Raw genomic sequence first — 12,961 nt, forward strand, 5'->3', positions numbered from 1 at the left:
ATATGAAACCGAACCTTTTTCAATCATTCGACCCGTTCAAAAAGCCCTATCCCGGCATGGATATTGCCGATTTGGATATGGATCAATCTTGCCAAAACGAGATTGAAGAACGCGACCCGCCACACATTGCAGATAAGGACGTGATCGAAACAGGCCGCAAAGCAATTGCCCATTTCGAGCATCCGACTGAGTTGGGCGTGTACCAACAACTTGGCCAATCAGGCCTCACCAAAATCCAGATCGAACAAAATCTTGGCGCCATCCTCATGGCAGCAGGTCCGCGCTTCATGGGCATCTACCACGCCATGCGGTTGGAACTGAACTAATGCGCGGCGCTTTTTTTGGCGAGGTGGCATTGGGCACATTCACTGCGGCCGTTGTTGCGCTCGTCTATTTCACAACAACCAGCCCCACCTATTGGGCATTCATGAATTGGATATTCTCTTGAACATCGAACAAATCAAATTTGGCCACACGTACAAAGATAAGGTCACCGGCTTCAAAGGCTATTGCACCGCTAAAGCGCTCTACGCCACAGGTTGCAATCAGATCGCTCTACAGCCTGCGACCAAAAAGGGCTCATTTCAAGAAGCGCATTGGTTTGACATCGAGCGGGTTGAAAGTGCCAAAGGCAACCCCATCGATATCACCACTTCACCCACAGGTGGTGATCGCGGTGCAGACCAAGCGCCAATACGGTGATGTGATGCCAGAAAGAACACTAATTGTTGCATTGCCCGTTGGCCCACTCAATCTGCAAGTCAAGTGTGACCGTTGCGGAAGCAACGTGGTAATTAAGACTTTGTTCCCGCCCATTTCAAACGACTTTCCTGACGGCGTAATTCTAATGCGCGGTCACGCTTGTAAGGAATGCGCCTCAGAAAAAAAGGGCGAAGCAAATGAACATTGACCCCGTAGAAATCCAAACACACCGCTTGGCGCAACAAATCCAAATGCACCCAAAAGACCGGGCAACACGCGCCAAGTTCCACCAAATGCCAGCCGAGTATCGGGCAAAATACACCCTACCCCAATCCGCGTCCGGCCTTTCAACAACAGACAGCTTTGCCCAAATGGCCAAGCAAACCGCCAACGCAATGGGATGGAATTGATGACGTACTTTGAGGTCAGCACACGCCAACTGCGAAAGTGCCTAGAACTGCTCAATCGCAACGCCAACACTTGGGATGAAAGCAACGCGGTACAACTTGCGATGAAAAACAACCAGCTTGTGTTGTTCACAATTCAAAATGACGTGCAAACTTTCCATCATCTCGATTTAGTAAGCTCCAGTAGGGAATTTCCCACTATATGCATTGGGATCAATCAAATCTGGCGTTTCGTTCGGATGGTGAGGGATGAAACCGTTCGATTTAAACTCGATCAAAAGCATGACGACATACATATTGCTGTCAAAGACTACGCAAGGCTAAAAGCGGTTCACATCAAATCAGACAGCACACCGATGCTGAGAAATAAAGCGATAGTCACCAAACTATTTTCTGCATCCGAATATCGTAAGTTTTGCCAACAATTGTTGCCATTCACATCAACTGAATTGTTTCGGTACTATTTGCACGGGGTGCTGTGGGATTTGTCCGGATCGCCAGAGGCAAGTTTCGTCGCAACAGACGGTCATAGACTTGTTAAAATCGACCACAAAACGCAGGAAAAGTTGGAAGCAAACGTTAGTCCAATCATACCCCGTGAGCTTTTACATCAAGCACGATTGGCATGTGGAAATAATGACGTAACGCTTGAATTTGACGGTAAGCTGATAACGCTCACAACTGGCGATTGCAGCTACAGTGCAATGCCTATTGATGGCACGTACCCAACATACAAAAAGATCCTACCGACGAATGAAGAGCGGCCATTTTCGCTTCACATCAATCGCGCAGAACTTCTCAGAGCATCAGAACTTTGTCTCGGCTTACACTCGGCAACAGTTTCAATCTTTAGCTACCCGAATGGGAAAGTGGGTTGTGAAGTCCTTGAGTTTGACGACATTGGTCACGCGTACGGACAAAAGAAGTGCCAGCTTTTTCTTGAACTGACAGCCAAGTGGCCGGAATCGGCAACATTGGATTGCATCAAACTTAACCCACGATACTTGCACGAATTTGCAAGCACCCTCGAAGGGCAAACGGTCGAGCTACGTTTCTGCGAACAATCAGCTCCGCGTGACCGCCTTCCATCATCTGGTGGCTCGTTGCTCGTGCTTGATACAAACACGAATATCAGCCGCGTTTTAATGCCGAAGCGAGGGTGACGCCATGAACCACATCGTCACCACCGCAGCCGGGAAATCATTCGACTATGATGACCCAAAACTTGATGCCATCGACATCAACGCCATCATGTATCAGCTTTCAAACGAATGCCGATGGGCTGGCAATGTTCACAATTTCTATTCGGTGTTGCAGCATTCTTGTTTGGTTGCGCAGAACATCAACATTCCAGCACTGCGCATTTATGGCTTTGTGCATGATTTTGGCGAAGCGTTTGTTCGTGATTTGCCTACACCGTTTAAGCATTGGCTGCTGTTTGAAGGCGCAGACGTGGTGGCGCTCGAACGGCAAATCCTAAAGCTGGTCTATAAAAGACTTGGCATTGCGCAGCCCCAAGCACCCATCAGCAAAATGATTGATGAGGCTGACAAACGCGCCATGATCACTGAAATCCGCGACGTGGTGAAACAACCACCAAAACTTGCCGGACCCCAGCCAAAACCCTTCCCCCAAATCATCCGCCCCCAACCACCCATCATGGCTTTGGAAAAGGCGGTCCCCATTTTTCAGGCGTGCTTGAAGGCACATAAGGAGGCAATGTGACATCTTCACCAAAATCTGCAGCAACAAACGATAAACAGTTATCGCCGCCAACAGAGACACACGATCCATACAAAATGCGCTCGCTAGAGCAAATTCTGTCTCTCTTTGATGGCGGTGAGTTTCTTGGCGATTTACTTGCCGGTCATAGGCAACTTCAACACGACTTGTTGGATCATAGAGCCGAGCATGGCGCGAAAGATTGCAAGGGCACCATGACAATCAAAGTTGACTATGCACTTGGAAAATCCGGCGATGTGGCTATGGGCGCACGCGTTGAATTTAAGTCGCCCAAAAAGCCACCTGCCAATGCAGCCGCCTACATCAATGATGATGGCGAACTAACGCTCTACAGCCCACTACTCACGCGCATGCAACAGCCTGTTCGTGATGTGCCTAATCACGATCCAGAAACCGGCGAAATTCGCGACGCCGACTAACCCACATTTCACCCCGAAAGGAAAGACAATGGAACTAGAAACCAGTACAGCCGCAAACGTTGCCGAAACAATACGCGACGTGATGGAAAAGCACGGACACCATGATCAGATCGAGCAACCAAAGGCTTTTGATTTTACTAAAGCCCAACTCATTACACTTCCAGCACATCGTGATGTGAGGGAAGTAACGGGTAATTATCGATCCGCGCTTGAATACCTCAAGCCAGCAAGACGCAAAGGCACTGCTCATTTTTACGATCTGCAAAGTCTTATCGCTTGGTCAAATCGATTTAAAGGCGAAAGCTCAGCCCTTTTTGCATTGCCGAACATGAAGGCACCGACCCTCACTTGCGTGGCTGATTATCACCAAGAGGGCCCAATTGATCCAAGTGATCCAAAAGGCGACAAAACAGCCCGGCACTGCCACCACCGCGCCGTGTACGACTTTCCACTATCTGAGGAATGGAAAGCATGGATGGCGATTTCTGGCGAACTGCTAGAAAAAGATGACTTGGGCGATTTCATTGAAGCAAATGCTAAAGACATCATGGAACCAACACCCGCCGTTCTTGCTGGCATCGAAAAGGACAGCAACAAGCCCTGGGAAAACCGGCTAATTGAAACCGCCCGGCAAATTGAAGGACGCTATGGGCAACTTACCCAACTACTGGCCATGTCAAAACAGTTCCAAGTGTATGAAACAAGCGACTTAAAGGTCAGCACAAATCGCGACACCGGAGAACCTGAAATCCAGTTCTTAAATGAACACAAGGACGCAGAAGGCAAACCGCTCAACATTCCCAATCTGATCATCATCGCCATTCCAGTGTTCATGGGCGGTGCCCCCTATCGCATGCCGGTGCGGTTCCGCTATCGCAAAGTTGGCGGCTCAGTTCGCTTTATCTTGTCGATTTATAATCCTGAAAAGGCATTTGAAGCGGCATTCAAAGAAGCCATTGACGAAGCTACCACCGCAACGGAACTGCCTACATTTCTTGGTAAACCCGAAGCATAAACCGCAAATCATCAAGCACTTGTCCTGCGCCGATTATGGCGCAGGGTAGTTTCAACAAGAGGTGCCAGCATGATCCACTTTAAAATCCTGCAAAACTTCAAACAAATAGACATGGGTAAAGCCCCAGTAGCACCAAGGGTTAACGACATCATTGTCACGGACAACGGCACATACAAAGTTAAACAACGTGCATTTGATTTGCGTGGTGAAAATGGGTCTGGTTTTTGTGTGGAAGTTGACGTGTTGGCTCATACAGCAACATCTGGAGAAACACATGGGTAACACACCGAGCGTTTCAAAATCCAATATCGAAGCCGCTGTGGAGACGGCAATTAAATCAGCGAAGCAGTATGATGTTGCGATTAGTCAGGTCATCATCCGCCCAAAAGAAGTCCGCATATTGTTCGGAACCGCCCCCGTTGATGTGCTTTCAGATATAGGTCACACTGCGAACGAATGGGATGAGGTTTTGATAAATGGTCAAAAAACGCCTACCAACTAACGTCTCTGAGTTTAAAGATCGCCATGACAAATGGCGTATGCGCTTCCGCAAAAAGGGTTTTGCAACCTATTACTTTAAATCAAAGTACGGTACAAAAGCGTGGGAAAAGGAATATCAGGCCTGCAGAGATGGACAGACGCCCAGGACAAAAAAGACACATCGCGTCCCCGCTGGAAGTTTCGCAGCACTTGTTGCCCTATATTACCAATCACCAGAGTTTCGCGGCCTGCGCATAACCACACAAGCGACTTATCGCGGCACCCTCAGACGCTTCTTGGATGAGCATGGCACGAAGCGTGTCGATAGGATTCAACGCATCCATATCAAAGCTATTCTTGGCAAAATGGAAGCTAAGCCAAGTGCGGCCAATAATTTGCTGGACCGGTTGCGCCCACTTATGACCCTTGCGCTCGACATTGGCTGGATAACAGTTGATCCAACCCTACGCGTAAAGGGCTACAAAATCCGCTCAAGCGGCTTTCCACCCTGGTCTGAGGAAGAAGTCCAAAAGTTTGAACAATTCTATCCTGTCGGCACGAAACCGCGCCTCGCGCTCGATCTGTTGCTTTACACCGGACAACGAAGGGGTGATATTGTTCAAATGGGCAAGCAGCATATTAAAAATGGCGCTATTTGCATCAGACAACAAAAAACTGGGGCACCAGTGGAAGTGCCGATTTCACATCAGCTCGCACTAAGCATCGCCACACTAAAACACAATCATCTTACATTTCTGGTCACTGAATATGAGCAACCTTACTCCAGCAATGGCTTTGGAAATTGGTTTCGTAAAAAGGTGCGTGCGGCAGGTATTGAAGGGCGCTCAGCACACGGACTGCGCAAGGTCGCGTCAAGAAGATTGGCTGAAGCCGGTTCCACCAATTCAGAGATCAAATCCGTGACGGGACATCGAACCGATAAAGAAGTCCAGCGTTACACAGAATCTGCCAACAAATTAACGCTTGCAACGTCAGCGATAAACAAGACTTACGGGAACAAAAAGTGACCCAAAATTGGCTAACCTATGAAAAAGGTAGCCAATTTCATCAATAACACATTGGTTTTATTGAATGAATTTTCATCATGGCGGGTGGGGAGGGATTCGAACCCCCGGAACGCTTGCACGCTCGCCGGTTTTCAAGACCGGTGCATTCAACCAGCTCTGCCACCCACCCGCAATGATGGAGCGTGATCTAACGCAAGGGGCAGCAAGTTGCAAGAGGAATTGTCACAAAAATTTCAAATGCTTGCTTTGATTATCAAAATAGCGCCGGAATGCTTTAAATACGGGTTGAGTTGAGGGTATAACGCTCCCTGCCCTTCTATGCCTGTTCTGACTATTGCTCGACTTTTTTACCGTTCTTCTTCCGGAGCGAAATCAGGACATTGATCGATTCGACCCCGGTGGCGAATGCCATTGCGAAATAGATGTAGCCTTTGGGAATATGGAAGCCGATTCCATCAGCGACCAGTGACATGCCGATGAGCATCAAAAAGGCCAGTGCCAGCATTTTGGTTGTCGGATGTTCGGCGATAAATTTGGAAATGGGGATTGACCCGATATACATTACCACCATGGCGATTGTTACCGCAGCTACCATAACGGGGACATGTTGGGCCATACCGATTGCAGTGACGATGGAATCAACAGAAAATACAATATCAATGATGATAATTTGGCCGATGATGGCCATGAACGTGACACCCGCCTTGGATGTTTGATCCTTCGTGTGGGGGTCTTCGACCGCTTGGTGAATTTCATGGGTCGCTTTGTATAACAAGAACAACCCGCCTGCGATCAGAATGACATCGCGCCATGCAAAGTCGTGTCCGAAGGCACTAAATAGCGGCTGTGTAAGACCGATTATCCACGTCAGCACCAATAGCATCAAAATTCGAGCGACGAGCGCCAGAGCAAGCCCAATTTTGCGCGCCTTGTCAGCTTCCTTTTCAGGCAACCTGGAAACCAAAACGGAAATAAACACGATATTGTCTATGCCCAGAATAATTTCCATCGCTGTAAGCGTTGCCAAACTGGCCCAAATGGCCGGGTCCGAAATCCATCCCATGTCGCGAATCCCTCGTGTACTGCGATTTGATGTACAGCATAGTTCAATTCAACTTGATGTGAAGTCGATTTTGTTTGCTGAAAAACCTCTCTAATTGCCGGAAGATTTTTGGGGCGCGACATTACATCAATTGGAACTTTTTGATCTTTGGGGCATAGTTGTTCGACATGCGAAAAGAAAGTTTCACCTAAATGCAATTTGATATCGCAATTATTGGCGGCGGTTTAACCGGCGTCGCAGCAGCCAGATTGGCGGCAAAACGCGGATTTCGTGTTGTCCATTTTGCGCCCGAAATGGCAAAAGACCATCGCACCTCGGCGCTGATGATGCCCACGGTTGAGTTTATGGTTCAGTCTGGCCTTTTGCCGGTCGGCCATGACGTTGGCACACGATTGCGCAATATCAGGATTATTGACGCCACAAATCGTTTGGTCCGCGCGCCTGAGGCGCTGTTTAAAAGCGAAGAAATCGACTTGGACGCATTTGGCTATAATTATGCGAACGCGAAATTGTTGGATGCCTTTTCATCTCTCGAAGCAGAGTTAGAAACTATCCACCAAACCGTCAAAACAATAGAACAAAGTGAAAGCGGCTATCTGCTGACGTCAGCAAATGGCGAACAGCACCAAGCAACGCTTTTGGTTGGGGCAGACGGCAAAAAATCAAAGGTCCGCGAACAACTCGGTTTTCAATCAAAATATACGGCGTTTCGTCAATCCGCGCTTGTTGCTGACATAGAATTTGACCGGGTTGAAAGTGAAACATCCGTTGAGTTTCACTATCCGAATGGCCCGTTCACGCTGGTGCCTGCCGGCGGCAACAAGATCAACCTGGTGTGGCTGGATCGTCACGATGTACTGGAAGATGCTGCAAAACTCTCGCCAGAAGCATTTGCAACAAAAGTGGAAGAAATGTCTTTTAGATTATTCGGTCACGCAAAACCAATATCGAAAGCTTTTGTGTTTCCATTGAGCAATTTGACGGTGCCGGTAGTGGGCAAAGACGGGGCTATGTTAATTGGTGAGGCTGCGCACGCATTTCCGCCGATTGGCGCTCAGGGACTAAATCTGGGGTTACGCGATGTTGAAGATTTCCTTGAGGCAATTGCCAATCTTAAGACGGGCTTTAGTGCCCAACAGGCCATAGAAGCCTCTAACATTTATGCGAAGCAACGCAGCAGTGATTTACAACGCACTGGCGGCTTTGTTGACGGGTTGTTCAAATCACTATTATCAGATTTTTTACCCGCCCAGTGTCTACGTATGGGCGGATTGTGGGCACTCAAGAGCATAAAGCCATTGCGCAAATTCGCATTTGAAATTGGCATGGGCAAATAAAAAGGGCCGCAACTGCGACCCTTCTTAATTCATCAATGCGCTGAAAACTAGTTGTCGTTGCTTTCAGCAGGTGCTGCTTCGCTGCCTTGTTTTTCCTTACGGATTTTTTCGGCCGCGTCTTGCAACTGTTGTTCAAGTGCATTCTGGCCTGAAACTTGGCTTTGGAATTGCGCTGGCGTCATCGCCTTGTCGCCATCATAAACTGATGTGAAACCATTTAGATCAATTGATATTTTTAGATCTTTGTTCGCACGGTTTTTCGCAAGCAACGTTAATTTAGCACCACGTTTCAACGCAGCAACAAAAGCTTCGTTGACCACAAGCTGACCAGTACATTTGGTTGGATCGCACGTTACAAACGGCATTCTGATTGGTTTGGTATTATCAATCTGCCAAGTAAGGCCGAACGGCAAAAGTACCGCCAGCGGCATTTCTGCCTGAGCGAAATACCGGTTTTCTGCTGATGGATCATCACGCAAAGTGAATGCACCCATTTTTGTACTACCTGCATAAACAACCTGACGGACAATGCATGCCTTTTCGCCGGACGAAAGTGTGTCACAAACTTTAAGCCAATTATCTTCAGGATTACGTTCTGGCGTCGCAGCAGCTTCTTGAGCGAAGCTTGCGCCCGCAGAAAAAATCATTGCGCCAGCCAACGCGATTGTTGCAAACATGTTTTTGTTTTTAAGCATTGTTTTCCCTGATTGCATCGCAAAACTTGGCAAATTGCCAAATCAGTTGCGGTGAAAATTTGTCCCTTTTGACCCCTCAATTCGGGCAATAACATGACGGCTTCGTCAATCCAAGATTTTTTATCTCAAATGGTTGATGCATTTGAACAAACGCGAGTAGCCATCAAGCATCAGTTTGGGCGAGTTTTGCCAATTGAGATAAAATTCTAGCCGCCCCCATAAGCTTCTTATTTGCATCTGGCCAATTGCGAGAAAATACCAGCTTTTGGTCCGGGCGCACCTTAGCGCGTTCACCAGGATCTGCAATCATTTGAACAAGTGCATGTGGGTTGGGGAACACGCCATTCCTAAGCGTTATGACCGCACCTTTGGGGCCTGCATCAACCTTCTCGACATTTGCCGTACGGCAGAGTGATTTAACCAAAACAATTTTCAGCAAATGCTGAACTTCTTCGGGCAGCGGCCCAAATCGGTCAATCAGTTCGGCACCGAAAGCGTTTATTTCTTCAGATTCGGTCAAATCTCCCAACCGGCGATAAAGCTGCATACGTACTTGTAAATCAGGAACGTAAGCCTCCGGAATCATAACGGGCATACCGAGTGAGATTTGAGGCGACCATTGCCCGTCTTCTTCATCAAGGTTGCCGCCAGATTTCAATGTTGCGACCGCTTCTTCCAACATTGCTTGATAAAGCTCATACCCAACTTCTCGAATATGGCCTGATTGTTCTTCACCCAAAATGTTACCCGCACCACGTATGTCCAAATCGTGGCTGGCCAATTGGAACCCTGCTCCAAGGCTATCCAGTGATTGTAAAACGGTCAGGCGACGGGTGGCCATGTCGGTCAGCTTTTGATGGGTCGGGGTTGTGAATAACGCGTATGCGCGAACTTTTGAACGGCCAATCCGCCCTCGGATTTGGTGCAATTGCGAAAGTCCAAAATTATCCGCGCGATGAACAACAAGCGTGTTCGCTGTTGGAATATCCAACCCAGATTCGACAATAGTGGTGGCGATCAGCACGTCAAACTTGCCATCATAGAACGCGTTCATAATGTCATCGAGTTCGCCAGGTGCCATTTGTCCGTTTGCCACGACGAACGAAACTTCAGGCACTTGTTCTTGCAAGAACTGGACGATTCCGCCCTGATCTTTGATGCGTGGCACAACATAAAAGGACTGGCCGCCACGATACTTCTCCCGCAAAAGTGCTTCACGCACAACAAGCGGGTCAAATGGCAGCACGAAGCTGCGCACCGATAAGCGATCAACCGGCGCTGTGGCGAGCAGTGAAAGATCACGCACCCCGGTCAGCGCCATTTGCAGAGTTCTTGGGATTGGCGTCGCTGATAAGGTCAGCACATGCACATTTGCTTTCAGCTCTTTAAGCCGTTCTTTGTGCCCAACCCCGAAATGTTGTTCTTCGTCGACAACCAACAATCCCAAATCTTTGAATTTGATGGTTTTTGCCAAAAGCGCGTGAGTGCCGATAACAATATCGACATTGCCGCTGGTGAGGCCCTCTTTGGTTAGTTTTAGTTCTTTCGCTGTCACCAAGCGCGAGGCTTGGCGCACATTTACCGGCAGGTCAGCAAAGCGTTCTGAGAAGGTTTTGAAGTGCTGGCGTGCCAACAAAGTGGTGGGCACCACAATGGCGACCTGTTTGCCGGAAAGCGCAACCGCAAATGCAGCGCGAAGGGCAACTTCGGTTTTGCCAAACCCAACATCACCGCAAACCAGTCGGTCCATAACTTTGCCTGCTGCCAAGTCATCAAAGATCGCTTCAATCGCAGTGAGTTGATCTTCAGTCTCCTCATAAGGAAAGCGAGCGCAGAACTCCTCATAAAGTCCCATTTGAGGCTCAACAACTTCGCCTTTTGACATGGCCCTTGCGGCAGCAATTTGAATGAGCTGCTCGGCCATCTCTCGGATGCGCTGTTTAAGTTTGGCCTTCTTAGCTTGCCAAGCGACACCGCCAAGCTTGTCCAAAATGCCGTCGCCCGCGTCGGACCCATATCGAGATAAAAGCTCGATGTTTTCAACTGGAAGATAAAGCCGATCATTCTTGGCGTAAGCGATTTCCACACAGTCGTGAGGTGCGCCCATCACATCAATCGCCTTAAGGCCAACAAACCGACCAATACCGTGGTCGACATGCACAACCAAATCACCCGAGGCTAAGCCTGTAGCCTCCGTGAGTGCTTCGGCGCCTTTACGGCGGCGGGTGGATCGAATGATCCGCTCACCTAAAATGTCTTGTTCAGAGATAACAAGTAAGTCTTTGGTTTCGAACCCGCTTTCAAGCCCAAGAACGATAAGTCCAACTTCACCAAGATTGAGGTTCTTCACCTGCCCCCAGTGTTCGAGCAACCGGGTAGCTGTTATCTCATGATCTTTGAGCACTTGCGCCATTCGATCGCGAGTACCCTCGGTCCAGCAGGCGATTGTCACCAGCTTTTTGTTTTTTGCGCGGTCTTTGGCCGTTTCAATAACCGCTTCAAACAAGTTGATGTTTTCAGCCTGTCGTTCTTTTCTAAAGTTGGGCGCTAATTGTCCATCGCGGTTTTCATTAGACAAAAGGCCGTGGTCCAAAGTGGAAAATGGCGTAATTTGAACCACATCCGCACTTTGAGACAAGGCGAGTTCATCGCCCAGAAAATACAAGTGTTCGGCTGGAAGTGGTTTATAGACCGCCCCGGCTTCGCCTTCTTCGTAAGCTTCTTTACGGGCGGCATAATAGTCTTGAATTTGGGTCAACCGCTCTGCAATGGCTTGATTGACTTGTTCGTCTAAAACAAGCGGCGCACCATCCAAGAAGTCTGGCAGCCCGCCCATCTCGTTGTTATAGAAAAGCGGCAACCAATGTTCCATGCCAGCAAAGCGTTGGCCCGCGCTGATTGCAGCATAGAGTGGATCGTTCGCCGTGTTACCGCCAAAACTGGCAGTATATCCACGTCGGAATTGTGAAATGGTATCGTCCTGCAAGACGATTTCCCCCATCGGGACCATAGATGCTGATTTTTGTTGAGAGATTGTTCGCTGGGTTTCGGGATCAAATGTGCGGATGCTCTCCAGACTGGAGCCAAAGAAATCAAACCGCAATGGGTTGTCGAACCCGGCTGGAAATAGGTCGATTAAGCCACCACGAACCGCAAACTCGCCCGGTTCGCGAACGGTAGGCACACGCATGTATCCGTTTACATTTGCCCAGTTGGTGATCCGATCAGTCTCAACACTCTGTCCTGAAGTAACACTGAAAGAAAACTGATCAACAAATTGAGTTGAAACTGTTTTTTGAATAATGGCATTGACCGTCGTGATGACGATAGCACCCGTATTGCTGGGATCGCGCAGGGCCGCCAATGTTGTCATGCGTTCGGCTAGAACGCTCGCATTGGGGGAAACCCGGTCGTATGGCAAACAATCCCAAGCTGGAAATGTCAGCACTTTATGGGAAGGCATTAGCCGCTTGAGCAGCTCGGACATTTTTTGCATCCGACGCCCGTCGCGCGCCACAAAACACAAGGACACCCGGCGTTTTGGATTGGCTTCATCTTGAGCTTGAATTTGTTCAGCAAGTTCAACAGGCTGCATGCCGTCCGGCACACCCGTCACAAATTTGTTTGGTGTTAGTGCGTTTATGTCCAGCTTTTGGTCATGCACCAGCGTTTCATCGTCAATGGCAGGCATTACGTATTATCTACCCGTTCTTGCTGATGTTTTGTGATTGCACGCAATAGGTCAGGAAATGGTGCATCGTCGAGCGGTGTTTTGCCAATGATCCAATTGTACAAATCCGCATCGGTCTCGCTCATCAATGTTTCCAGATCATCAAGCTCACCGTCGTTCAAGCTGGAAACCACGTCATCAACATACCCACCAAGAATGATATCCATTTCTTGGGTGCCGCGATGATGGGCGCGATAGCAGATTTTTTTTAGTCGATCAGGTAGATTTTCACGTTTTGTACTAGTCACAGTTTGCCGCCGCGTGCAATTAAGAGGTAAGCGTCTTCATTACGCGTATTATCTTGGCTTGTCAGCCTTTCATGGCAATCAATTTAGGGATAAA

Annotated in this window: 16 protein-coding genes and 1 tRNA gene; 12 read left to right on the top strand and 5 right to left on the bottom strand. The window is 48.5% G+C overall.

The window, feature by feature from the left end; translation table 11 throughout:
* From ACSHWX_RS14110 to ACSHWX_RS14160, 11 genes are all read left to right on the top strand, one after another.
* Window positions 1-326: hypothetical protein (locus ACSHWX_RS14110; RefSeq protein ID WP_435668868.1), on the top strand; the 326-nt coding region annotated here is incomplete at its 5' end.
* A complete protein-coding gene (locus ACSHWX_RS14115) occupies window positions 326-448 on the top strand; it encodes a hypothetical protein (RefSeq protein WP_435668869.1) in 123 nt (40 codons plus the stop codon). The genes ACSHWX_RS14110 and ACSHWX_RS14115, both read left to right, overlap by 1 nt.
* Window positions 445-702, top strand: a complete 258-nt coding sequence (locus ACSHWX_RS14120; RefSeq protein ID WP_435668870.1) for a hypothetical protein — start codon at window positions 445-447, stop codon at window positions 700-702. The genes ACSHWX_RS14115 and ACSHWX_RS14120 overlap by 4 nt, the downstream gene beginning before the upstream one ends.
* A 197-nt stretch (window positions 703-899) precedes the next feature.
* Window positions 900-1,112 carry a hypothetical protein gene (locus ACSHWX_RS14125; protein ID WP_435668871.1) on the top strand — a complete coding sequence of 71 codons (213 nt, stop codon included), beginning with the start codon at window positions 900-902 and terminating at the stop codon, window positions 1,110-1,112.
* Window positions 1,112-2,272, top strand: coding sequence for a hypothetical protein (locus ACSHWX_RS14130; protein ID WP_435668872.1), 1,161 nt, complete (start codon window positions 1,112-1,114; stop codon window positions 2,270-2,272). Before ACSHWX_RS14125 ends, ACSHWX_RS14130 begins: the two co-directional genes overlap by 1 nt.
* Window positions 2,273-2,276: 4 nt before the next feature.
* Window positions 2,277-2,834 (top strand): hypothetical protein, encoded by a 558-nt coding sequence (locus ACSHWX_RS14135; RefSeq protein ID WP_435668873.1) that lies wholly within the window; start codon window positions 2,277-2,279, stop codon window positions 2,832-2,834.
* Window positions 2,831-3,271 carry a hypothetical protein gene (locus tag ACSHWX_RS14140; protein ID WP_435668874.1) on the top strand — a complete coding sequence of 147 codons (441 nt, stop codon included), beginning with the start codon at window positions 2,831-2,833 and terminating at the stop codon, window positions 3,269-3,271. Before ACSHWX_RS14135 ends, ACSHWX_RS14140 begins: the two co-directional genes overlap by 4 nt.
* A 28-nt stretch (window positions 3,272-3,299) precedes the next feature.
* Window positions 3,300-4,286: a DUF2303 family protein gene (locus ACSHWX_RS14145; RefSeq protein ID WP_435668875.1), complete on the top strand. Its 987-nt coding sequence runs from the start codon at window positions 3,300-3,302 to the stop codon at window positions 4,284-4,286.
* 69 nt (window positions 4,287-4,355) lie between these two features.
* Window positions 4,356-4,568, top strand: a complete 213-nt coding sequence (locus ACSHWX_RS14150; RefSeq protein ID WP_435668876.1) for a hypothetical protein — start codon at window positions 4,356-4,358, stop codon at window positions 4,566-4,568.
* Complete coding sequence (locus tag ACSHWX_RS14155) at window positions 4,561-4,788, top strand: hypothetical protein (RefSeq protein WP_435668877.1); 228 nt, start codon at window positions 4,561-4,563, stop codon at window positions 4,786-4,788. The genes ACSHWX_RS14150 and ACSHWX_RS14155 overlap by 8 nt, the downstream gene beginning before the upstream one ends.
* A complete protein-coding gene (locus tag ACSHWX_RS14160) occupies window positions 4,763-5,794 on the top strand; it encodes a tyrosine-type recombinase/integrase (protein ID WP_435668878.1) in 1,032 nt (343 codons plus the stop codon). Before ACSHWX_RS14155 ends, ACSHWX_RS14160 begins: the two co-directional genes overlap by 26 nt.
* Window positions 5,795-5,872: 78 nt before the next feature.
* Here the strand turns inward: ACSHWX_RS14160 and ACSHWX_RS14165 are convergent.
* Together ACSHWX_RS14165 and ACSHWX_RS14170 are read right to left on the bottom strand one after the other, a co-directional pair.
* Window positions 5,873-5,963 (bottom strand) — tRNA-Ser (locus tag ACSHWX_RS14165).
* A 162-nt stretch (window positions 5,964-6,125) separates the two neighbouring features.
* The gene (locus tag ACSHWX_RS14170; protein WP_435668879.1) at window positions 6,126-6,857 is read right to left on the bottom strand and encodes a TerC family protein; all 732 of its coding nucleotides are present in this window, start codon (window positions 6,855-6,857) and stop codon (window positions 6,126-6,128) included.
* Between the two features lie 191 nt (window positions 6,858-7,048).
* Here ACSHWX_RS14170 and ACSHWX_RS14175 point away from each other — a divergent pair, with 191 nt between their 5' ends.
* Window positions 7,049-8,194, top strand: a complete 1,146-nt coding sequence (locus tag ACSHWX_RS14175) for an FAD-dependent monooxygenase (protein ID WP_435668880.1) — start codon at window positions 7,049-7,051, stop codon at window positions 8,192-8,194.
* A gap of 47 nt (window positions 8,195-8,241) precedes the next feature.
* Here ACSHWX_RS14175 and ACSHWX_RS14180 read toward each other — a convergent pair whose 3' ends face one another.
* From ACSHWX_RS14180 to ACSHWX_RS14190, 3 genes are all read right to left on the bottom strand, one after another.
* Window positions 8,242-8,889 (bottom strand): invasion associated locus B family protein, encoded by a 648-nt coding sequence (locus ACSHWX_RS14180; protein WP_435668881.1) that lies wholly within the window; start codon window positions 8,887-8,889, stop codon window positions 8,242-8,244.
* Window positions 8,890-9,052: 163 nt separating this feature from the next.
* The gene (gene mfd / locus ACSHWX_RS14185) at window positions 9,053-12,484 is read right to left on the bottom strand and encodes a transcription-repair coupling factor (protein ID WP_435668910.1); all 3,432 of its coding nucleotides are present in this window, start codon (window positions 12,482-12,484) and stop codon (window positions 9,053-9,055) included.
* 95 nt (window positions 12,485-12,579) lie between these two features.
* Window positions 12,580-12,867 (bottom strand): succinate dehydrogenase assembly factor 2, encoded by a 288-nt coding sequence (locus tag ACSHWX_RS14190; protein WP_435668882.1) that lies wholly within the window; start codon window positions 12,865-12,867, stop codon window positions 12,580-12,582.
* Window positions 12,868-12,961: the final 94 nt, after the last annotated feature.

It is taken from the genome of Maritalea sp. (assembly GCF_051251695.1).
In the GTDB taxonomy this organism is placed as follows: Bacteria; Pseudomonadota; Alphaproteobacteria; order Rhizobiales; family Devosiaceae; genus Maritalea.